General features: G+C 65.6%; 21 protein-coding genes. 15 read left to right on the top strand and 6 right to left on the bottom strand.

The genetic code is table 11. From position 1 onward, the window contains the following. Positions 1-131 precede the first annotated feature (131 nt). Positions 132-305: a hypothetical protein gene (locus tag I6F37_RS32665; RefSeq protein ID WP_192893250.1), complete on the bottom strand. Its 174-nt coding sequence runs from the start codon at positions 303-305 to the stop codon at positions 132-134. A gap of 184 nt (positions 306-489) precedes the next feature. On the opposite strand from I6F37_RS32665, the gene I6F37_RS32660 reads away from it, so the two are divergent. Beyond that, positions 490-678, top strand: coding sequence for a hypothetical protein (locus I6F37_RS32660; RefSeq protein WP_036005037.1), 189 nt, complete (start codon positions 490-492; stop codon positions 676-678). On the opposite strand, the gene I6F37_RS32655 is transcribed toward I6F37_RS32660, so the two are convergent. The 5 genes from I6F37_RS32655 to I6F37_RS32635 form a co-directional block, all read right to left on the bottom strand. After that, on the bottom strand, positions 675-1,160 hold the full coding sequence (locus I6F37_RS32655; RefSeq protein WP_109144237.1) for a metallophosphoesterase family protein: 486 nt from the start codon (positions 1,158-1,160) through the stop codon (positions 675-677). The two genes, I6F37_RS32660 and I6F37_RS32655, sit on opposite strands and share 4 nt — an antisense overlap. A 14-nt stretch (positions 1,161-1,174) precedes the next feature. Next, the gene (locus I6F37_RS32650) at positions 1,175-1,393 is read right to left on the bottom strand and encodes a hypothetical protein (protein ID WP_057029921.1); all 219 of its coding nucleotides are present in this window, start codon (positions 1,391-1,393) and stop codon (positions 1,175-1,177) included. Between the two features lie 123 nt (positions 1,394-1,516). Then, entirely contained in the window at positions 1,517-3,283 is a 1,767-nt protein-coding gene (locus tag I6F37_RS32645) for an SDR family oxidoreductase (RefSeq protein ID WP_109144238.1), read from the bottom strand. A gap of 87 nt (positions 3,284-3,370) precedes the next feature. Next, positions 3,371-4,288, bottom strand: a complete 918-nt coding sequence (locus I6F37_RS32640; RefSeq protein WP_225153777.1) for a hypothetical protein — start codon at positions 4,286-4,288, stop codon at positions 3,371-3,373. 10 nt (positions 4,289-4,298) lie between these two features. Continuing rightward, complete coding sequence (locus tag I6F37_RS32635) at positions 4,299-4,586, bottom strand: hypothetical protein (RefSeq protein ID WP_057029924.1); 288 nt, start codon at positions 4,584-4,586, stop codon at positions 4,299-4,301. A 340-nt stretch (positions 4,587-4,926) separates the two neighbouring features. Here I6F37_RS32635 and I6F37_RS32630 point away from each other — a divergent pair, with 340 nt between their 5' ends. From I6F37_RS32630 to I6F37_RS32565, 14 genes are all read left to right on the top strand, one after another. Beyond that, positions 4,927-6,027 carry an inositol-3-phosphate synthase gene (locus I6F37_RS32630; RefSeq protein WP_225153775.1) on the top strand — a complete coding sequence of 367 codons (1,101 nt, stop codon included), beginning with the start codon at positions 4,927-4,929 and terminating at the stop codon, positions 6,025-6,027. Continuing rightward, positions 6,027-6,623, top strand: coding sequence for a histidine phosphatase family protein (locus tag I6F37_RS32625; protein WP_225153773.1), 597 nt, complete (start codon positions 6,027-6,029; stop codon positions 6,621-6,623). Before I6F37_RS32630 ends, I6F37_RS32625 begins: the two co-directional genes overlap by 1 nt. Beyond that, entirely contained in the window at positions 6,620-7,723 is a 1,104-nt protein-coding gene (locus I6F37_RS32620) for a glycosyltransferase (RefSeq protein WP_225153771.1), read from the top strand. The genes I6F37_RS32625 and I6F37_RS32620 overlap by 4 nt, the downstream gene beginning before the upstream one ends. Before the next feature lie 2 nt (positions 7,724-7,725). After that, a complete protein-coding gene (locus tag I6F37_RS32615; RefSeq protein WP_225153769.1) occupies positions 7,726-8,526 on the top strand; it encodes a sugar phosphate nucleotidyltransferase in 801 nt (266 codons plus the stop codon). Next, positions 8,523-9,290: a TIGR04290 family methyltransferase gene (locus I6F37_RS32610; RefSeq protein WP_074448197.1), complete on the top strand. Its 768-nt coding sequence runs from the start codon at positions 8,523-8,525 to the stop codon at positions 9,288-9,290. The genes I6F37_RS32615 and I6F37_RS32610 overlap by 4 nt, the downstream gene beginning before the upstream one ends. Then, entirely contained in the window at positions 9,287-10,237 is a 951-nt protein-coding gene (locus I6F37_RS32605; protein ID WP_036005069.1) for a beta-xylosidase, read from the top strand. The genes I6F37_RS32610 and I6F37_RS32605 overlap by 4 nt, the downstream gene beginning before the upstream one ends. Further along, positions 10,225-11,430 (top strand): phosphopentomutase, encoded by a 1,206-nt coding sequence (locus tag I6F37_RS32600; protein WP_225153768.1) that lies wholly within the window; start codon positions 10,225-10,227, stop codon positions 11,428-11,430. Before I6F37_RS32605 ends, I6F37_RS32600 begins: the two co-directional genes overlap by 13 nt. Positions 11,431-11,638: 208 nt before the next feature. Further along, positions 11,639-12,751: an NAD-dependent epimerase/dehydratase family protein gene (locus tag I6F37_RS32595; protein ID WP_036023669.1), complete on the top strand. Its 1,113-nt coding sequence runs from the start codon at positions 11,639-11,641 to the stop codon at positions 12,749-12,751. Continuing rightward, the gene (locus tag I6F37_RS32590; RefSeq protein ID WP_225111869.1) at positions 12,751-13,812 is read left to right on the top strand and encodes an SDR family NAD(P)-dependent oxidoreductase; all 1,062 of its coding nucleotides are present in this window, start codon (positions 12,751-12,753) and stop codon (positions 13,810-13,812) included. The genes I6F37_RS32595 and I6F37_RS32590 overlap by 1 nt, the downstream gene beginning before the upstream one ends. After that, positions 13,809-15,095, top strand: a complete 1,287-nt coding sequence (locus I6F37_RS32585; protein WP_225153766.1) for a TIGR04295 family B12-binding domain-containing radical SAM protein — start codon at positions 13,809-13,811, stop codon at positions 15,093-15,095. The genes I6F37_RS32590 and I6F37_RS32585 overlap by 4 nt, the downstream gene beginning before the upstream one ends. Continuing rightward, positions 15,092-16,204 carry a glycosyltransferase family 4 protein gene (locus tag I6F37_RS32580; RefSeq protein WP_225153764.1) on the top strand — a complete coding sequence of 371 codons (1,113 nt, stop codon included), beginning with the start codon at positions 15,092-15,094 and terminating at the stop codon, positions 16,202-16,204. The genes I6F37_RS32585 and I6F37_RS32580 overlap by 4 nt, the downstream gene beginning before the upstream one ends. Continuing rightward, positions 16,201-17,328, top strand: a complete 1,128-nt coding sequence (locus I6F37_RS32575) for a glycosyltransferase (protein WP_225153762.1) — start codon at positions 16,201-16,203, stop codon at positions 17,326-17,328. The genes I6F37_RS32580 and I6F37_RS32575 overlap by 4 nt, the downstream gene beginning before the upstream one ends. After that, positions 17,325-18,413 carry a glycosyltransferase gene (locus tag I6F37_RS32570; protein ID WP_225153760.1) on the top strand — a complete coding sequence of 363 codons (1,089 nt, stop codon included), beginning with the start codon at positions 17,325-17,327 and terminating at the stop codon, positions 18,411-18,413. Before I6F37_RS32575 ends, I6F37_RS32570 begins: the two co-directional genes overlap by 4 nt. Beyond that, positions 18,410-19,534 (top strand): glycosyltransferase, encoded by a 1,125-nt coding sequence (locus I6F37_RS32565; protein WP_225153758.1) that lies wholly within the window; start codon positions 18,410-18,412, stop codon positions 19,532-19,534. The genes I6F37_RS32570 and I6F37_RS32565 overlap by 4 nt, the downstream gene beginning before the upstream one ends. Positions 19,535-19,538: the final 4 nt, after the last annotated feature.

Here is a 19,538-nt window from a genome sequence, read left to right as displayed (position 1 = left end):
GCTCCCTCCCCCGCCGCCGCCACCTCCCTGCCCGAATGCCACTCCGGCGGAGGCGGTCGCCAGCACGGCGAGCAGCACCAGACCTGTCCTGCTCATCGACTGTCTCTTGGTGCATCTGTTGAGGTCGAGCATCATCGATCCTGCTGGTAGCCCTGGTTGGTCGTGTTCTGCTTGATGTTGCCGTGGCGGCCCTGGGTATCGAAATTCTCGCGGCCCGGCTCCCGTTCTGTCGGCTCGACGGCCGGATCGGAACCGGGTCCCTTGTTGCTCCGCTGTTCTTCGGGGACTGGAGGCATCTTTGACATCTGCTGCTCCTGTGTCGATGGTTCGCAATGTCGAAATAGAACAATGAGTTGTCGCAGGGGTCGTTCCTGCGCCGATCGCCGCAGCGCGAGACAGGGAACGCCGCGCTGCGTCCCGGGTTGATCAGAGGGTGCTGCCGCAGCCCATCCTGCGAGCTCGACAGGGAAACTCTCGACGGGGAAACACATGCCAAAGGCGACTGAACCTGAAACCGATCCGCGAGAGACACCGCTCGACGATCCGCGCCGGAAGACCGATATGCCGACGCACCGGCAGACGGATAAGCCTTGGCAAGGCAATCCCGAGAAGGAACAGATCGATCCGGAACGGCCGCCGCTGGATCTGGAGCGGTGGCAGAAATCGAAGACGCACTAGCAGCGGAGGCCTGCTGGCGTGTCGAGATCGTGAATGACCGGCCGCAGCGGCCCGCCGGAGTGCAGTTCCATCGTTGCCAGCGTAATCGGCAGCTTGAAGCGGCGCTTCCCTGCGCTGCCTGGATTCAGATAGAGCACGCCGTTGACGGTTTCGATCCGCGCGCGGTGGGAATGCCCTGAGACCACGACATCGATCCCGAGCTCGGCAGGATCGATCGTCAGCTCGTTGAGGTCGTGCAGGACGTGGAAGCTGCGGCCGCCGAGGCGCAGCGTTTGTGTTTCGGGAAAGCGTTCAGCCCACGTGCCCCGGTCGACATTTCCCCTGATCGCGGTGACGGGTGCGATGCGGCAAAGCCCGTCCATCACCGCCTGGGCGCCGATGTCGCCGGCGTGGATGATGTGCGAGACGCCGGCGAGGCAGCGCTTCGCCTCGGGCCTCAGCAGTCCATGCGTGTCGGCGATCACCCCAATCATGAACGTCATGTCAGATCACGGCTTCAGTGCACTACATCCAGCGGCATCCGGCCGATTTCCTCACCATCCTCGTTCGTGACGAGGATCGAGAAGTGGCGGCCCTTAAGCTCGGGACGCTCCTCGAGCAGGCGCCGCGCAATCTCTTCGGCGACATCCAGAGCCTTGATGTCGTCCGGCAAATCGGCACCTCCCTCGTCGGCTACGGTTTCAGAATCCACCAAATCAAAATGATAGCGCGGCAACGTCTGGTCCTCGGGTGTTCCCGCAGGAACGCGCGGTCTCGGGGCTTCGTTCCGGCGTCGGAGCCATCTGCGGTCCGGCGGGCGGGCATCCCCGTCGGTCCTCGGCGCGAGATTGCCGCGGACTCACGCGCGGCGCCGCCGCGTCCTCGCGCGGGGTCTGTAACGCCCCGCCCTCGATGCCGCGAATGCCAGGCCGGCAGCGATCCCGAGCACCACGAGCCCCTTGCTGAGCACAGCGGCCGGCGGAACCTGCTTCCGCACCAGCCAGCCGCCGTCGACGGACGTGCCCTGCGGACCCGCTTCGAGCAAGGTCCCTTCGTTCCTTGCTGCTGGACGCGCGCGCGACAGCAGCCAGCGGAATGCGGCTCCGATGACATTCTCGGTGATCTCAGGAGCAACCGCATAGGCCAGTTGCCCGGCGCGCGCCGGCCACCCCACGGCCATCTCGTCACGAGGCGCGCGGACGAGGCGCAGGAGGGTCTGGGCTACATCTTCGGATTGATAAAGCAGCGGACCAGGATCGAGCCTTCGTCCGGAGACGTTGGCGCCGTGGACGAAGCCCGGCGTATCGACCATGGACGGAAAAACGCCACAGACGTGAATGCCGGGATGAGCCCGGAGCTCCTGACGCAAGCTTGCGGTGAAGCCGCGCAGGCCGAACTTGCTGGCGGTGTAGGCTGCGGCAAAGGGCGTCGGCGCCCAGCCGCCGAGCGAGATGTTGTTGATCAGGACACCGCGGTTCTGGCGAAGGAAGATCGGAAGCACCGCGAACGCGCCATGCATGGTGCCGAGCAGATTGACCTCGATGGTCCGGCGATGAAGCGCGATGTCGGCATCCTGATAGGCCCCGAACACGCCCGTGCCGGCGTTGTTGATCCAGACGTCGATGCCGCCGAAGGCCTCATCCGCCGCACCGGCCAGACGCTGCACCGCCTCCGCGTCAGTGACGTCGGTTGGCACGGCCAGGGCCCGGCCTCCGAGCGCCTCACAATCCGCAGCAAGCCGCATCAAGACCTCGCCGCGGCGTGCGGCGAGGACCACGCTTGCGCCCTCGCGGGCAAAGGCCAGCGCCGCGGCGCGGCCGATTCCACTGGAGGCGCCGGTGATGACGACGCGCGTGCCGACCATCTGCCCGTGCTCGCGTCCCGAGACGTCCGCGGGAAGCAGCCAGCGCAGGGATCGCCGCAGGCGTGCCGTTCCCTGTGTTTCGAACCAGTCGCCATGCGCAAATATCACCCGCTCCGGAGCCAGCTTCACGAGCCGCTCGCCCGCAGCCCGCGCCGAACGGCCGCCAAGGCGGAGCAGCAGCCGCAGATAGATCGGGGCCTTCCCGCCCGGCTTGGCAATGCCGAGCAGGCTCGCCGCGGCTGTATTCGCGGCGCTGAGGTGGTGGGGATCGAGGTTCTGAACGATATCGGTCAGAACCAGCGTCCGGCTCCGCCTGTCGAACAGCTCGACCTCCGAGAACATCGGAGCATTCACCGACACCGTTTCGAGGTCGGCGGCCCATTCCTCCGGCGTCGTGTCTCCAAGCTCCCGATCGATGCGGAGGCCCGCCGCCCGCACCTGCCCGCGCGCCGCAAGGCCGCGCGCAGCAAAGATCGCGGCCTGCGGCAGCTGCCTTTGCCATTCTGGCAGGAACATCCAGTGCGCAATATTCGGCGCCAGCAGGTATCTGATCGTGCCCAGCCGCTCCAGCTCTTGGCGCAAAGCCGGCGAATATCTCACCGGCGAATGCAGCACGAGGTCGCCGTTCGACAGGCGGATGACAGTCATCCGCACGGGCAGTTGCAGGCCGGCGGCGTTGATCGGCTTGTCGTTCACGATCCAGATATCGTCGGTCACCTGCGACAGGCTGGCAGTCGACACACCGGCGTCGGAACTTTGCATGAGCGTCTTTCCATTGCGAGGGCGTTGCACCAAAGCGCGTGGGCGGCGCTCGTTCCTCATCAATGTCTTGGAAAGAACGTCTGGAAATCACATCGCCGCGGTCGTTCGACCTCCTTCGAGCCGCACCCGTAGCGCGTTGCGGGCGTCGGCGATGACATCGACCCAATCGCCCGGCCGTGTTTGATGAAACAGCCGCAGGCTCGGGTACCAGAACGAACGCGCACCGGATTGGGGCCAGCGCCAGTCGCAATCGGCATGCAGCAAGACCCAGGCCTCGCATCCCAGCGCGCCCGCAAGGTGTGCCACCATGGTGTCGACACAGATGACGAGATCGAGCTGCCGCAGGCGATGGCCGAGAGCGACGATATCAGGCGTGCTGATGTCCCGTGCCCCGATCGTCGCGAGCTCTTCGGTGCTCGTCCCGCGCTGAAGCGAATGGAGCGTCACGCCGGATCCAGCGAGATTGCGCAGCAAGACGGCCGGAACCTCCCGCCGCTTGTCCCACTCACCGACTTTCCAGACCAGGCCGACGGCCAGACTTTGCAGCCGAAGCGGTTGTACGGCAACAGGAGGGAGCATCAGGTAGGGAACGCGCATCTCGACCTGATCGCGGCGCGCTCTGATAGCGTGCGGCACCTCCATGATCTCGATGTCGACCTCGAAAGCGCTCTCGGGCGCACCATCATGCAGCGGAATGGCGCGATCGACGCCCGCTGCGCCCTCGACCATCGGCAGCAGCTCGGGTTGACACCACAGGGTGACGCTGCGCGCAATCGCGCGAAGCGGCTTCATGAAGCGCAGGAACTGGATGGTGTCGCCGAGTCCGTGATAGCAGCGCACCAGCACGTGCTTATCTTGCAGGTCCTCGCCGCGCCAGATCCGCTGGAGATGGCGCGGGCCAGTGTGCTTGGGCGGATGCGCGATCTCCAGCAAATCTCGATCGTTGATCCGCCAGGCGCGCCCAAAATCGCCCGCCCTGATCGCTTCCGCCCAGCCGCCCGCCATGTCGCGGTCGCTAGTGTCGCACGAACTTGTGGAATCGACTGAGCTTGCCGTCCTTGGTTCGATCCTGATGCAGGAACGCGATGCCGGCTTCATCGAACTTCTCGAAGAACGCATCCCAGCTGATGCGATCCAACGCTTCATCCGGCGGATCGAAATCAATACGCAGGATTCCGGCGTGGCCACCCTCCTCCGTCGCCTTCACGGTCGCCGGCTTCCCGCCGCGTTCTTCGGCCCATTTCTGGATGACGTTGTGATCGGTGGTCTCGTGGGCTTCGCTGTTCTGTGCCTTGGATGTCATGTCACACCTCGTTCACTAGGCGGGCGATGAACGCCGCACCGCATCGAACCATTGGCCGACAAACGCGGGCCGCAGTGATTGGTTCTTCGCGGCAGATACGAAACGGTCCGCGTGAGGCGAGCATCATCTTCTTCATCTTCATCATGAAAGTCGTTCGTTCCGAGCTGGCGGTACGGGACTTTATCCCATGTTAAGCGCGTCGCATTTTGTCGCGATGAATCGGCCCACGGCGTGCCGCTCGCATCTCCTTCCCAGGAACGAACATACCTTCCACACGTTCGCCGACGTACTTACACCGACTCTTGCACCGACGCCGCATGCTTCCGGAGGGCTTCATTCCATGCATTCTCGTCTCCAACACAGGCGCCGCGTGCGCGTCGGACTCGTCGGCGTCGGCAATTGCGCGAGCTCCTTCGTCCAGGGCCTCACCTACTACCGGAACGCCAAGTCGAACGAGCCGGTCCCGGGACTGATGAATGCAGACCTCGGCGGTTACCATATCAGCGATATCCAGATCGCTTCGGCGTTCGACGTCAACGCCAACAAGGTCGGCCGCGACGTCGCCGATGCGATCTTCGCCGCGCCCAACAACACGCACCGTTTCTCCGACGTCGCGCCGACAGGCGTGATCGTGCAGCGCGGACCGGTCCTGGACGGCATCGGGCATTATCTCACCGACGACGTTCCGATTGCGGAGGTGCCGGAGGCCGACGTGTCCGAAGTGCTGGCGATGTCCCGCACCGACGTTCTGGTCTCCTATCTTCCGGTCGGCTCGCAGCGTGCCAGCGAGTGGTATGCGGCGCGCGCCATCGAGGCCGGCTGCGGCTACGTCAATTGCATTCCGGTCTTCATCGCCTCCAATCCCGAATGGCAGCGCCGCTTCGAGGAGGCCGGCCTGCCGATCGTCGGCGACGACATCAAGAGCCAGGTCGGTGCCACCATCCTGCATCGCGTGCTCGCCAACCTGTTCCGCGAGCGCGGGGTGCGGCTCGACCGCACCTACCAGCTCAATGTCGGCGGCAACACCGATTTCAAGAACATGCTCGAGCGGGAGCGGCTGGCCTCGAAGAAGATCTCCAAGACCCAGGCCGTGACCAGCCAGTTCGACCTCCCCATGGACCCCGACAACATCCATGTCGGACCGAGCGACCACGTGCCGTGGCTCACCGATCGCAAGCTCGCCTTCATCCGCCTGGAGGGAACGACCTTTGGCGGCGTTCCCCTGAGCGCCGAGGTCAAGCTCGAGGTCTGGGACTCCCCGAATTCGGCGGGCGTCGTGATCGACGCGGTGCGCTGTGCCAAGCTCGCCATGGACCGCGGCCAGGCCGGAGCGCTGACCGGCCCTTCGAGCTATTTCATGAAATCGCCGCCGCAGCAGTTCACCGACGAGGAGGCCGGACGGCGGACGCGCGCCTTCATCGACGACAAGGCGTTTGCGTGATGGCTGGGATCATCCATCTCGTCCGCCACGGTCATCATGCCCTGCTCGGCCGCATCCTGTGCGGCCGGATGAAAGGCGTCGCGCTCGACGATCTCGGCTGTGAGGAAATGGCGCGCTGTGCCGGCACCATCGCGGCGCGGCCATCGCTCATTCAGTCCAGCCCGCAACGGCGCTGTATGCAGTCGGCATGCATCCTCGCGGCGCATTTCAGGCTGCCGGTCGAGATCGTTCCTGCCCTCGACGAACTCGATTATGGCGAATGGACCGGGCGATCGTTCGACGAGCTGGCGCCGGATCCCCGATGGTCGCGCTGGAATGGGCGGCGCGGCACCAGCCGCCCGCCCGGCGGCGAGAGCATGCGGTCGCTTCAGAACCGCATGGTCGCTCATCTGGAGCAGCTGCGCGGCGACCGCAATCTCGACGCGGTCGTCCTCGTCAGCCACGCCGAGCCGATCCGCGCCGCGCTGCTGCACTATTCGCGCACGCCGCTCGACCAGTTTCTTTCGATCGAGATCGATCCGGCCAGCATCAGCACGCTCCGCGCCGACAGAAGCGGCATGAAGATCACCAGGATCAACCAACGGGTGACGGCGTGAAGATCATCATCTTCGGCCTGACAATCTCGTCTTCCTGGGGCAACGGTCACGCCACCCTGTGGCGCGGCCTCTGCAAGCATCTCGCGCGTTCGGGACACAGCGTCGTCTTCTTCGAGCGCGACGTGCCCTATTATGCCGGTGCCCGGGATCTCTACGAGCTGCCGGGTGGCGCGCTCCGGCTGTTCGCGAACTGGGACGACGTGCGGCAGGCGGCAAGCGCCGAAATCCGTGATGCCGACGTCGCGATCGTGACCTCCTATTGCCCCGATGCGATCGCCGCGACCGAGCTGATTCTCGCTGAGGATCGTGCCGTTCCCGTGTTCTACGACCTCGATACTCCGGTTACGCTGGCAAGGCTCATCGCCGGCGAGGCTGTCCCCTATATCGGCCCGCGCGGCCTGCGGGACTTCGCGCTGGTGCTCAGCTTTACCGGAGGGCCTCACGTTGCGGACGAATTCCGCAACAGGCTCGGCGCGCGCGACACCCGGCCGCTTTATGGGCATGTCGACACAGACATCCACCATCCGGTTACGCCGCAGCCGCATTATCGCGCCGATTTGTCCTATCTCGGCACCTACTCCGAAGACCGCCAGCGCACGCTCGAGGCGCTTTTCGTCGCGCCCGCGCGGGCGCGCCAGGATCTCCGCTTCCTGATCGGCGGCGCGCAGTATCCGGACGATTTCCCATGGTCGCCCAACATTTATTTCGTGCGGCACCTGCCGCCGTCCGAGCACGCGCCGTTCTTTGCCTCATCGCGGCTGACCCTCAACGTCACCCGCCGGGCCATGGCGGAGATGGGCTGGTGCCCGTCCGGCCGGCTGTTCGAGGCCGCGGCCTGCGGTGCCCCGCTGCTGAGCGACGACTGGCCCGGAATAGCGGACTTCTTCGCGCCCGGAGAAGAGATCCTGATCGCACGCGACGAGCACGACGCGCTTGCCGCACTCGCGATGCCGGATGCCGAGCTCAGGCGCATGGCCCTGCGCGCCTATGAGCGCACCATGGACCAGCACACATCCGACAAGCGGGCGCGTGAACTGATCTCGATGCTCGAGCAGATTGCGTCGAGCCGGGTCAGCCGGCAACAAATCGAGGAGGCCTGATCATGTGGGGCATCGTTCCGGCCGCGGGCCGCGGCAGCCGTATTCAGCCGCTCGCCTTCTCGAAGGAATTGCTGCCGGTCGGCAGCCGGCGCGACGACGGTACCGATCGTCCCTGCGCCGTCTCCGAATATCTGCTGGAGCGCCTCATCCTCGGCGGCGCCGACAAGATCTGCTTCGTGATCTCGCCCGGCAAGTCCGACATCCTCGAATATTTCGGCGACCATTACGGCAGCGCCGAGCTCGCCTATGTGGTGCAGCCCGAAGCCTCCGGCCTGTGCGACGCGGTGTTCAGGGCAAGCACCGTCGTCGGGCGGCACGAAGACGTCATGGTCGGCTTGCCCGACACGGTGTGGTTTCCCAAGGCGGCCCTGCAATCCCTGCCCGAGGCAGACCTCTCGTTCCTGCTGTTCCCGGTCGAGCACCCCGAATTCTTCGATGCGGTGGTGCTGGACGGCGAGCAGGTGACGGAGATCCAGGTCAAGCAGCCGAATGCAGCCTCGCGCTGGATCTGGGGTGCTTTCAAGATGTCGGCCCACGGCTTCCGCCAGCTCCAGGCGCTGTGGCACGCACGCGAACGCCGCGACGAATATTTCGGGACGCTGGTCAATGCCTACCTTTCGACCGGCGGCAACGGCATCGGGGTCAAGGCCGGCGAATCCTACGTCGATGTCGGCACCATCGACGGCTATCGCACGGCAATGGCCCTGCTCGCCGAGGGCGTCGAGGGCCGTTCCAAGTCGCGGACCCGCGCCTCATCGGACGGGGCCCGGCCGGTCTCAATGAATAACGGAGCGATTGCATGACCAGAGGCGCCCTCTCCCGCGAGGAAATCCGCCAGCGCGTCGATGCGCTGGGGCCATGGTTTCACAATCTCGACCTCAAGGGCGTGCCGACAGCGCCGTCGCACTTTCTCGGCGACTACCCCAATGTGAAGTGGCAGCGCTTCTCCGGCATCATTCCGGACCGGCTCGAAGGCAAGACCGTGCTCGATATCGGCTGCAATGCCGGCTTCTACGCCATGGAGATGAAGCGGCGCGGTGCCGAACGCGTGCTCGGCCTCGACACCGACGAAGAATATCTGGCCCAGGCCCGCTTCGCGGCCGAGGTGAACGGGCTCAGGATCGAATTCCGCAAGATGTCGGCCTATGATGTCGGGCAGCTGCGCGAAAAGTTCGACCTCGTGATCTTCATGGGCGTGCTCTATCATCTGCGACACCCGCTGCTGGCGCTGGACCTGATCCATGAGCACGTCGCCGGCGATCTCCTCCTGTTTCAGTCGATGCTGCGCGGCGACAGCCGGGTCGATGCGATCGAGAAGAATTACGACTTCTGGACTACCGATCAGTTCGATTCCTCCGGCTACCCGAAGCTGCACTTCATCGAGCACAAATATGCCGACGACCCCACCAATTGGTGGGTGCCCAATCGCGCCTGCGTCGAGGCCATGCTGCGCAGCGCCGGCTTTGCCATCGCGGCCCATCCGGAAGAGGAGGTCTATCTGTGCAAGCGCACGACGCGGCCGCAGGTCGACGGGCCGGTTTATCCGTCACGGGAGGCGAGCCGATGATCGAGGCGGCCAAGATCTGGAACGAGCCCAACAACAAGTCGCATTGGGACCTCCTGATCGACCCGGACTGGGCGATGTTTGCCAACCTGGCGCTCGCGGCCGGCAAGGCCATCCGCAGCGCGCATCCGACCTTGCCGCGCGTGCTCGGCGGCATTTCGCCGATCGACCCGTCCTTCATGCGCAGCATGCAGGCGCGTGGCGTGCTCGATCACGTCGACGCCGTCGCCGTGCACGGCTTTCCGCTCGACTGGAATTTATGGCAGATCGGAGAATGGCCGGCCAAGATCGAGGAGATCAAGGCTGTTACCTCGCTCCCGGTCTGGGTGACCGAGGTCGGCGTCTCCTCGTTCGGCGCCGAGGAGGTGCAAGCCTGGGGCCTGTCGCGCACCGCCGACCTTCTGATCGGCCGCGCGCCCCGCATCCACTGGTACAGCCTCTATGATCTCCCTTCGGCCTGGGAGGCGACCACGCGGCACAAGGAGGCCGAGGGGTCCTCCTATTACCGGCATTTCCACATGGGCCTGCTGCGCGAGGATGGAACGCCGAAAGCCGCGGCGGAGCTGTTCGGCCAATACGCCGCCGACATGGGCCTCTGCCAGTGGTTTCATTTCGAGGACCATCGTCTCGATGACGCCGTGCGCTGGATGCGACGGTTCGGCGTGCGGCACTTGCGGACCGGCCTGTCATGGGCCGACAGCTTCCGCCCCAACGCACTGGACTGGTTCGACCGCCAGATGGATGCGCTGGCCGAGTTCGAGATCACTGTGACGTTCTGCTTCACGCCGGAACACCGCGGTCTCGAACCGCATCACACCAGCCCGCCGCTCGACGTGAACGAGTTCGCCGATTTCTGCGCGCAGATGGTCGAGCGCTATTGCACGAAGACCGGTCTCGCCTCCTCTAGTGGCGTCTCCCCGCCGATCAGGGAGCCGACATGCGTGCCCTGATCCTGGTGATGGATTCCGTCGGAATCGGCGCCGCGCCCGACGCCGCCAATTACGGCGACGAAGGTGCCGACACCATCGGCCACATTGCGGATGCATGCATGGCCGGGCGTGCCAATAGTCCGCAGCGGGAGGGGCCGCTGTGCCTGCCAAATCTCGTGGTGCTCGGCCTCGGCGAGGCCTGCCGCCTTGCGACGGGGCGCGTCCCGCCCGGGCTCGACGGCCGGGTTCAGGGTGCGCGCCATGGATGCGCCAGCGAGATATCGAGGGGCAAGGACACGCCATCCGGCCATTGGGAGATCGCCGGCGTGCCTGTCGCGTTCGACTGGGGCTATTTTCCAAAGATCCAGCCCTGCTTCCCGCGCGATCTCGTAACAAAGCTGTGCGAACAAGCCGGACTGCCCGGCATCCTCGGCAACTGCCACGCCTCCGGCACCGACATCATCGCCGAATTCGGCGAGCGCCACATGCGTAGCGGCGAGCCGATCTGCTACACCTCGGCCGACAGCGTGTTCCAGATCGCGGCGCACGAGGAGACGTTCGGGCTTGAGCGGCTTTACGACGTTTGCACGATCGCGAGACGGCTGGTCGATCCCCTGAACATCGGCCGCGTCATCGCGCGTCCGTTCGTCGGAACGGACGCAGGCAATTTCAAGCGCAGCTCGCACCGGCGCGATTTCTCGGTTCCGCCGCCCGAGCGAACCATCCTCGACCTTGCAGAAACTGCCGGCCGCGACATCGTCACGATCGGCAAGATCGACGACATCTTCGCTCATCGCGGCACCGGGAGAAACCTGCGCGGCGACGGCAATGCAGCGCTGTTCGATGCCACGCTCGATGGGCTTGGAGGCCTTGCAGAAGGCGGGTTTTTGTTCGCCAACTTCATCGATTTCGACACGCTCTACGGCCACCGCCGCGACGTCGCCGGCTACGCAGCGGCGCTCGAAGCTTTCGACGCCCGCCTCCCTGAGCTGCTGAGCCGGCTGCGAAGCGACGATCTCCTCATCATCACCGCCGATCATGGCTGCGATCCGACCTGGAGCGGCACCGATCATACGCGCGAGCAGGTCCCGATCCTGGCGTGGACCGCGCAGTCAACGGCTCCGATCGGCCGACGCGCCGGCTTTGCCGACATCGGCGCGACGGTTGCAAGACATCTCGACCTGCCGGCGCCACTTCATGGCGCGCATTTCTAGCCGGATTCTAGCTGGGATTCACTTGGGTTATTGATCCAGGTTAGAGAAATTTTCGTTTGTAGGTTTCGCAGGAACGAACATTCCTTGCACCGCTTCTAACTCCCAGACGTGACTGGCGCGCAGGTCGCCCGACCAAGCAAAGGCGCGCTTCAACTCTCATCATCGGCTGGTCCCGAACGGATCGGTCCCATGCGGCACGGAGCGGTGAATGACGCGAGTATTGATTACCGGAGGCGCGGGATTCATCGGTTCGCATACGGCCGACGTGCTGCTTGCGGCTGGCTATGAGGTCCGCCTTCTCGACAATCTCTCTCCGCAGGTCCATGGCGGCAACCGTCAGCGGCCCGCTTATCTCGCGGACGATGCCGAGCTCGTGGTCGGCGACGTCACGGACAGCGTCGCCGTCGAACAGGCCTTGCGCGGCGCCGACATGGTCCTGCATCTCGCCTCCGCCGTCGGCGTCGGCCAGAGCATGTACGACATCGAGCCCTATGTCAGGACGAACGAGCTCGGCACCGCCGTGCTGCTGCAGGCGCTGGCGAAGCGACCGGTCGCACGGCTGGTGGTGGCGTCCTCGATGAGCATCTACGGCGAGGGCCTGTATCGTGATGCCGTCGGCAACGTCGTGGCTTGCGACGAACGACCGATCGGGCAGCTTCGCCAAGGAGAGTGGGAACTGCGGGATCATGCAGGCCATGCGCTCGATCCCGTGCCTACGCCTGAGACCAAGCAGCCGTCTTTGAGCTCGATCTACGCGCTGAACAAATATGCGCAGGAGCGGATGTGCCTGATCACGGGCAAGGCCTACGGCATTCCGACGGTCGGCTTGCGCTTCTTCAACGTGTTCGGTCCGCGGCAAGCGCTGTCGAATCCCTATACCGGGGTGCTGGCCATCTTCGCCGCGCGGCTGCTCAATGGCCGGCCGCCGCTCGTCTTCGAAGACGGCCTGCAGCGGCGCGACTTCGTCCACGTGCACGATGTCGCCCGCGCCTGCCGCATGGCGCTCGAATCCGACCACGCCCAGGACGTCTTCAACGTCGGCTCGGGCCAGAGCCGCACCATTCTGTCGGTAGCCGAGGATCTTGCCCAGGTGATGGGACGGTGTGAGATCGCTGCCGAGATCACACGGAAATACCGTGCTGGCGACATCCGGCACTGCTTCGCCGACATCGGCAAATCACGCGACCTGCTCGGCTTCGAGCCGCATGTCGCGTTCAAGGACGGGCTCGAAGAGCTCGCCGGGTACCTCGCCGACCAGATCGCCGACGATCAGGCGGAGCGGGCGACCCGTGAGCTGCTGCAACGAGGGTTGGTCGCGTGATGAGTGAACAAGACAACAGACCTGTCCTGGTCACCGGCGGCTGCGGCTTCATCGGCTGCAATCTCGCCGACCGTCTGGCCGAGCGCGGCGACCGTGTGCTGGTGCTGGACAATCTCGCCCGCGCCGGCGTGCGCGAGAACGCGCAATGGCTGAAATCCCGGCATGGCGAGCGCGTCGCGATCACGGTGGCCGATATCCGCGACCCCATTCCGGTGATCGACGCCGTGCGCGAGGCACGCGCCGTGCTGCACCTCGCGGCCCAGGTCGCCGTGACCGACAGCGTCAGCGATCCCTCGGCCGATTTCGAGATCAACGCCCGTGGCACGCTGAACGTGCTCGAAGCCGTCCGCCTGCACAACGCCTCAGCGCCAGTGATCTTCGCCTCGACCAACAAGGTCTACGGGCGCCTGATCGAGGACAGCGAGATCGCGCTCACCGGCCGTCGCTACACGCCGGTCAACGATCTGCTCGCCGGCGGCATTTCGGAGAACGCGCCGTTGGACTTCTACAGTCCCTATGGATGCTCAAAGGGCACCGCCGATCAATACGTCCACGACTATGCCCGGGTGTTCGGGCTGCAGACCGTGGTGATGCGCATGAGCTGCATCTACGGGCCGCGGCAGTTCGGCACCGAGGACCAGGGCTGGATCGCACACTTCCTGCTCAGCGCCATAAGCGGCAATCCGCTGACGATCTATGGCGATGGCAAGCAGGTCCGCGACGCGCTGCACGTGTCGGACGCTGTGAGCGCCTGGCTCGCGGCGCTCGACCACATCGCGCTGGCGCGCGGGCGCGTCTTCAATCTCGGCGGCGGTCCTGCGAATGCGATCAGCCTGCTCGAGTTGATCGACCGCATCACAGAGCTGACGGGCCGCAAGGTCAGCTATCGCTTTGCGGACTGGCGACCGGGCGATCAGCCCTGGTACGTGACCGACACGCGGGCGCTCGCCACCGCGCTCGGCTGGACGCCGCAAATGCCTCTCGCCGATGGCCTGCGCTCGCTCCACACCTGGCTCGACAGCCGCTTCGGATCACAGAATAGAAGCGAGGCCCTGGCATGACGCGGGTCGCCCTCATCAATCCGAACTGGGATTTTTCGGGCAGCATCTATTTCGGCTGCCGCTCGCCTCACCTGCCGCTCGAGCTCGGCATCTCCCAGCACTATCTAAAGGCGGCCGGCCACGACACGTTGCTGCTCGATGCGCATATGTTCGATCTCTCTCTCCGCGACATCGAGACCGAGCTGCGCGCCTTTCGTCCCGGCCAGATCGTCTTCACCACCGCACCGACCTATCTGTTCTGGCGCTGCGCGCCGCCCGAGCTGCGCGTACCGCAGCAGCTCGCCATCGCGGTGCGGGATCTTGCGCCGACCCTGATCGCGGTCGGCCCGCATGGTTCGACCACGCCGAAGACCGCGCTGAAGAAGCTCGGCGTCGATATCGTCGTGATGGGCGAGTGCGAGGCGTCCCTGCTGCGTCTCGCCAATGGCGAACGGGACTTCCCCGGCCTGTGTTTCGCCGACGGTGCTTCGCTCCGGGTCAATGGCGGGCCCCAGGCGGTCGCGTTCAGCGATCAGCCCGCGCTCGACTGGCCGGAGGATATGATCCGGCGTCACCATCACCATCATCACCGCTTCGAGGCCGCGCCGACCGCACCGGGCGCCGAGGTGGAGGCCTCGCGCGGCTGCCCCTACAACTGCACGTTCTGCGCCAAGGAGAATTTCCGCAACGCCTATCGCAAGCGGCCACCCGCCGTCATTCTCGGAGAGATCGATCGTCTGCACCGTCATGGCATCGAGTACGTTTACTTCATCGACGAGATCTTCCTTCCTAATCGCGAGCTGCTGGAGGGCCTGACGACGCGCGGGGTGAAGTTCGGCGTGCAGACGCGGATCGATCTCTGGAAGCCCGACATGCTCGCCCTGCTCGGGCGCGCCGGCTGCGTCTCGATCGAAGCCGGCATCGAAAGCCTTACCGTGGAAGGGCGCGCGGCCCTCGCCAAGAACTGCAAGATGACGACGGATCAGCTTGCCGACCGGCTGGTCGAAGCCCGCCGCCACGTTCCCTTCGTGCAGGCCAATCTGATCGAGGTGCCCGAGGACGACGATCCCGTCGTGCAGCGCTGGCGCCGCACGATGCAGGATGCCGGTGTCTGGGCCAACGATCCGGTGCCGCTCTATCCCTATCCCGGCTCGCCCGACTACCGCAAGCTCTGGGGCGAGCCCGACGATGTCGCCTGGGAGCGTGCGCACCGGCACTATCTCGCGATGTTCGACCAGTTCAGCGACGTGCAGAACGATCGCCCGGTCCCGCTCGACAGCCTCGAACTCCAGGTGGCCTCATGAGCCGTGGCGCCGACAACAGGATCATGATGACGACCGACACGGTTGGCGGCGTGTGGACCTATTCCTGCGCCCTCGCCACGAGTCTCGCTGCGTCCGGTGCCGACGTTACGCTCGTGACGCTGGGCCCGCGGCCGCGTGACGATCAGCATCAGATGCTGCGCGAGACCAGCGTGCACCTGGTCGAGACCGACCTCGCACTCGAATGGCAGGACCCGGAGGGGCGGAACGTTTCCGACGCAAGGCGCGTGCTTGCGAAGCTCGAAGCCAGATTGGCGCCTGACGTCGTGCACCTGAACAGCTTTCGCGAGGCGACCTTTGCATGGCAGGCCCCGACCGTGCTGGTGGCGCATTCCTGCGTGAACTCCTGGGCCTTGGCCTGCCGCGATACGGCCTGGCTTGGCGAGCCCAGATGGCGCCGCTACAGCGAGCGGGTCGCCGCTGCGCTCGACGCGGCGCAGGCCTGGGTCTGTCCGAGCCGGGCCTTCCACGACGACATCACGGCGATCTACCAGCCGCAATCGCGCGGCGCGGTGATCTGGAACGGAATTTCGCCACGCGCCCCGTCTGGGCGAAAGCAGGACCTGATTTTCGCGGCAGGACGGCTGTGGGACCGAGCCAAGAACATCGAAGCGCTCGCCGCCGCCGCGCCTGGGCTGGATTGGCCGGTCGAGGTGGCCGGTCCTATCGAAGCACGCCTGCCAGCGGGTATCACCTGGCTCGGAGAGCTGCCGCACGCGGCGCTGGAGACGCGCCTGCAGCATGCAGCGATCTTCGTCAGCCCCGCACTCTATGAACCGTTCGGTCTCTCGGTGCTGGAAGCCGCCGCCGCCGGCTGCGCGCTGGTCCTCTCTGACATCCCGACCTTCAGGGAATTGTGGCGCGGCGCCGCCTTGTTCGTCGATCCCGCCGACAGCGAGGCGCTGCACCGGGCTCTGGCAGATCTTTGCGCTGACGAGATGGGCCGCGCAAAGCTGCAGCGGGCCGCCTATGAGCAATCCCTGACCTATTCGCTGACGCGCATGACGAGCGCCTATCTCGGTCTCTACCAGGATCTGATCGCATCGCGCCGGACGAGCGCCGCGGCCAGCCAAATCGAGGTGCGCGCATGAAATGCGTCCTGTTCTATCATGCCTTCACCTCCTGCTGGAACAACGGCAACGCGCATTTCCTGCGTGGCTATGCGCGCGAGCTCCATGCGCTCGGGCACGAGGTCGTCGTGTTCGAACCCATCGACGGCTGGAGCCGGCTGAACGCGATCCGCGAAGGCGGCAGTCATGCCATGGACGACATCCCGGCGCTCTTCTCCGGCATCGACATCCGCCGCTACGATACCGGCCTCGATCTCGACCGGGCGCTTGATGGCGCCGATCTCGTCATCGTGCATGAATGGAATTCGCCCGATCTGATCGCGCAAGTCGGGCGCAGGCGGGCGCAAGGTGCGTCCTTCACCCTGCTCTTTCACGATACTCATCACCGTGCGGTCAGCGCGCCCGACGAGCTTGCGCAATTCGATCTCGACGGATTCGACGGCGTGCTCGCCTTCGGCGAGGTGCTTCGGCAGATCTATTTGAAGCTCGGCTGGGCCGACCGGGTCTTCACCTGGCACGAAGCCGCCGATGTCGCGCTGTATCATCCGCTGCCGCAGGTCGAGCGGACCGACGATCTGGTCTGGGTCGGCAATTGGGGCGACGGCGAGCGCAGCGCCGAGCTGAACGAGTTCCTGGTCGAGCCCGTGGCGGAGCTGAAGCTCCGCGCCAGCGTCCATGGCGTGCGCTATTCGGATGATGCGCTCCGCACCATCAGGAGCGCAGGCATCCGCTATGGCGGCTGGCTGCCGGCGCACTGGGCCCCCGTCGCCTTCGCGGGCGCGCGCGCAACCATTCACGTGCCGCGCGGGCCTTACGTCCTGCTGCCGGGCATCCCGACCATCCGCGTGTTCGAGGCGCTGGCCTGCGGCATTCCCCTGGTCTCGGCACCCTGGTCGGATACGGAAGGTCTCTTCCCCGAGGGCGCCTATCTCAGCGTTGCCGACGGCGCGCAGATGAAGCATGCGCTTCGCACCGTCATCGACGATCCGGAATTCTCTGCCGCGATGGTGGCGACCGGCCTGAAGGTCATCCAGGATCGTCATACCTGCCGCCACCGCGCCGAGCAGCTCATCGACATCGTCACCGACCTCAGGGATTCCAGCCGTTCGGCACGGCCTCAGCACGACATCGGAGCCGTCGCATGAACATCTGCTTCTTCGGATCCAGCCTCGTCTCGTCCTACTGGAACGGCGCCGCCACCTACTATCGCGGCATGCTGAAGGAGATCGCGGCGCTCGGCCACGAGGTCACCTTCTACGAGCCCGACGCGTTCGACCGCCAGTCGCATCGCGACATCGACGAGCCGGATTGGGCCAAAGTGGTCGTGTATCCCGCGACCGCGGACGGCTGGCGCCGCTCGCTCGACACAGCCGCACAATCGGCCGACATGCTGGTCAAGGCCAGCGGCGTCGGCGTCTTTGATCTCGAGCTGGAGAACGCCGTCGCCGCGCTGCCCTCACGGCTGACGCGGATCTATTGGGACGTCGATGCTCCCGCCACGCTCGAGGCGATGGAAAGCGATCCGCAGCATCATCTGCGCCGCGCGATCCCGTGCTACGATATGGTCCTGACCTATGGCGGCGGCGAGCCCGTCGTATCCGCGTATCGATCGGTGGGCGCGCGGGACTGCGTGCCGATCTACAACGCACTCGATCCCTCCACGCATTTTCCGTCACCGCCCAATCCGCGCTTTGCCTGCGATCTCAGCCTGCTGGCGAACCGCCTGCCCGACCGCGAGACGCGCGTCGAGCATTTCTTCCTCGACGTTGCACGCCATCTGCCCGAAAAGTCCTTCGTGCTCGGCGGCTCCGGCTGGGACGACAAGGACGCCTCCGCCAATCTGCGCAAGGTCGGCCATGTCGGCACCGCCGATCACAACGCGTTCTTCGGCTCCGCGCTCGCCACGCTCAACGTCAATCGCGACAGCATGGCGCGCTATGGCTTCTCACCGCCGACGCGGGTGTTCGAAGCGATCGGCGCCGGCGCCTGCCTGATCACCGACGAGTGGGCCGGCATCGATCATTTCCTCGAACCCGGCCGCGAGGTGCTGGTGGCCGCCGACGGAGCCGAGGTGGCCGAGCACCTCACCGCGCTCGATCCCGAGCGGGCCCGGTCTATCGCCCGCCGCGCCCGCGCACGCATCCTCAGCCAGCACACTTACCGGCAGCGCGCCCGCCAGTTCAACGATCTCTTCGTCGCCCACAGCTCCCGAATCGAGGCAGCAGAATGAACCTCTCCATCGTCGTCATCGGTCTTTCGGTCACTTCGTCCTGGGGCAACGGTCATGCCACGACCTACCGCGCCCTGATCGAAGCGCTGGCGCGACGAGGTCACCGCGTCACGTTCCTGGAGCGGGACGTGCCCTGGTATCGGGATCACCGCGACCTGACCAAGCCCTCTGCCTGGACTGTCGAATTGTACCAATCTTCGAAAGATGTTCCGCGCCAGTTCGGCAAGCTGATCCGCGATGCCGATCTGGTGATCATCGGCTCTTATGTTCCTGACGGGATCGCGCTCGCCGAATGGACCACGACGCACGCGAGGGGCATCACCGCGTTCTACGACATCGACACGCCAGTCACTCTGGCGCGGCTCGAGCAAGGCCTCGACTATCTCTCGGCGGCAATGATCCCGCGCTTCGATCTCTATCTGTCGTTCACCGGCGGACCGGTGCCCGGCATGATCGAGCAGAGCTACGGCAGTCCGCTCGCGCGTGCGCTTTACTGCAGCGCAGACGCGGAGATCTACGCGCCGAAGCAGGCGCCGCCGAAATGGGCGCTCGGCTATCTCGGGACCTACAGCGAGGACCGGCAGCCCGCTCTCGAGGAGCTGCTGCTGGCACCGGCGCGCACGCTGCCGAGCGATCAATTCGTCGTCGCCGGCGCGCAATATCCGGACAATATCGCCTGGCCCGCCAACGTTACGCGGATCGAGCACCTCTCGCCGAAGCAGCACCCGGAGTTCTACGCGGCGCAGCGTTTCACGCTGAACGCCACCCGCGCCGACATGAAGGCGCTGGGCTTCTCCCCGAGCGTCCGGCTGTTCGAGGCGGCGGCCTGCGGCACGCCCGTGATCTCGGACCGGTGGCCCGGGATCGAGACGATCTTCGCGCCCTCGAAGGAAATCCTGCTGGCAACCAGCCCGCGCGAGGTTGTCGAGATCCTGCGCGACATGCCGGACGAGCAACGGCGCACGATCGCCCACAACGCGCGGCGGCGGGTGCTCGCCGACCACACCCCCGACCATCGCGCGCGGCAGCTGGAGACCTATTACGCCGAGGCAGCCGCGCGGCGCCGCCGCAAGACGGCGCCACTCCCCGTCGTTCGCCCCATGCAGGTCGCCCAACTCTGAAAGG

Origin of the sequence: Bradyrhizobium sp. NBAIM08 (assembly GCF_020193935.1) — a bacterium.
GTDB classification, from domain to species: domain Bacteria; phylum Pseudomonadota; class Alphaproteobacteria; order Rhizobiales; family Xanthobacteraceae; genus Bradyrhizobium; species Bradyrhizobium yuanmingense.
Note: the sequence above shows the minus strand (reverse complement) of the source record. Positions and strands in the feature narration are given on the sequence as shown.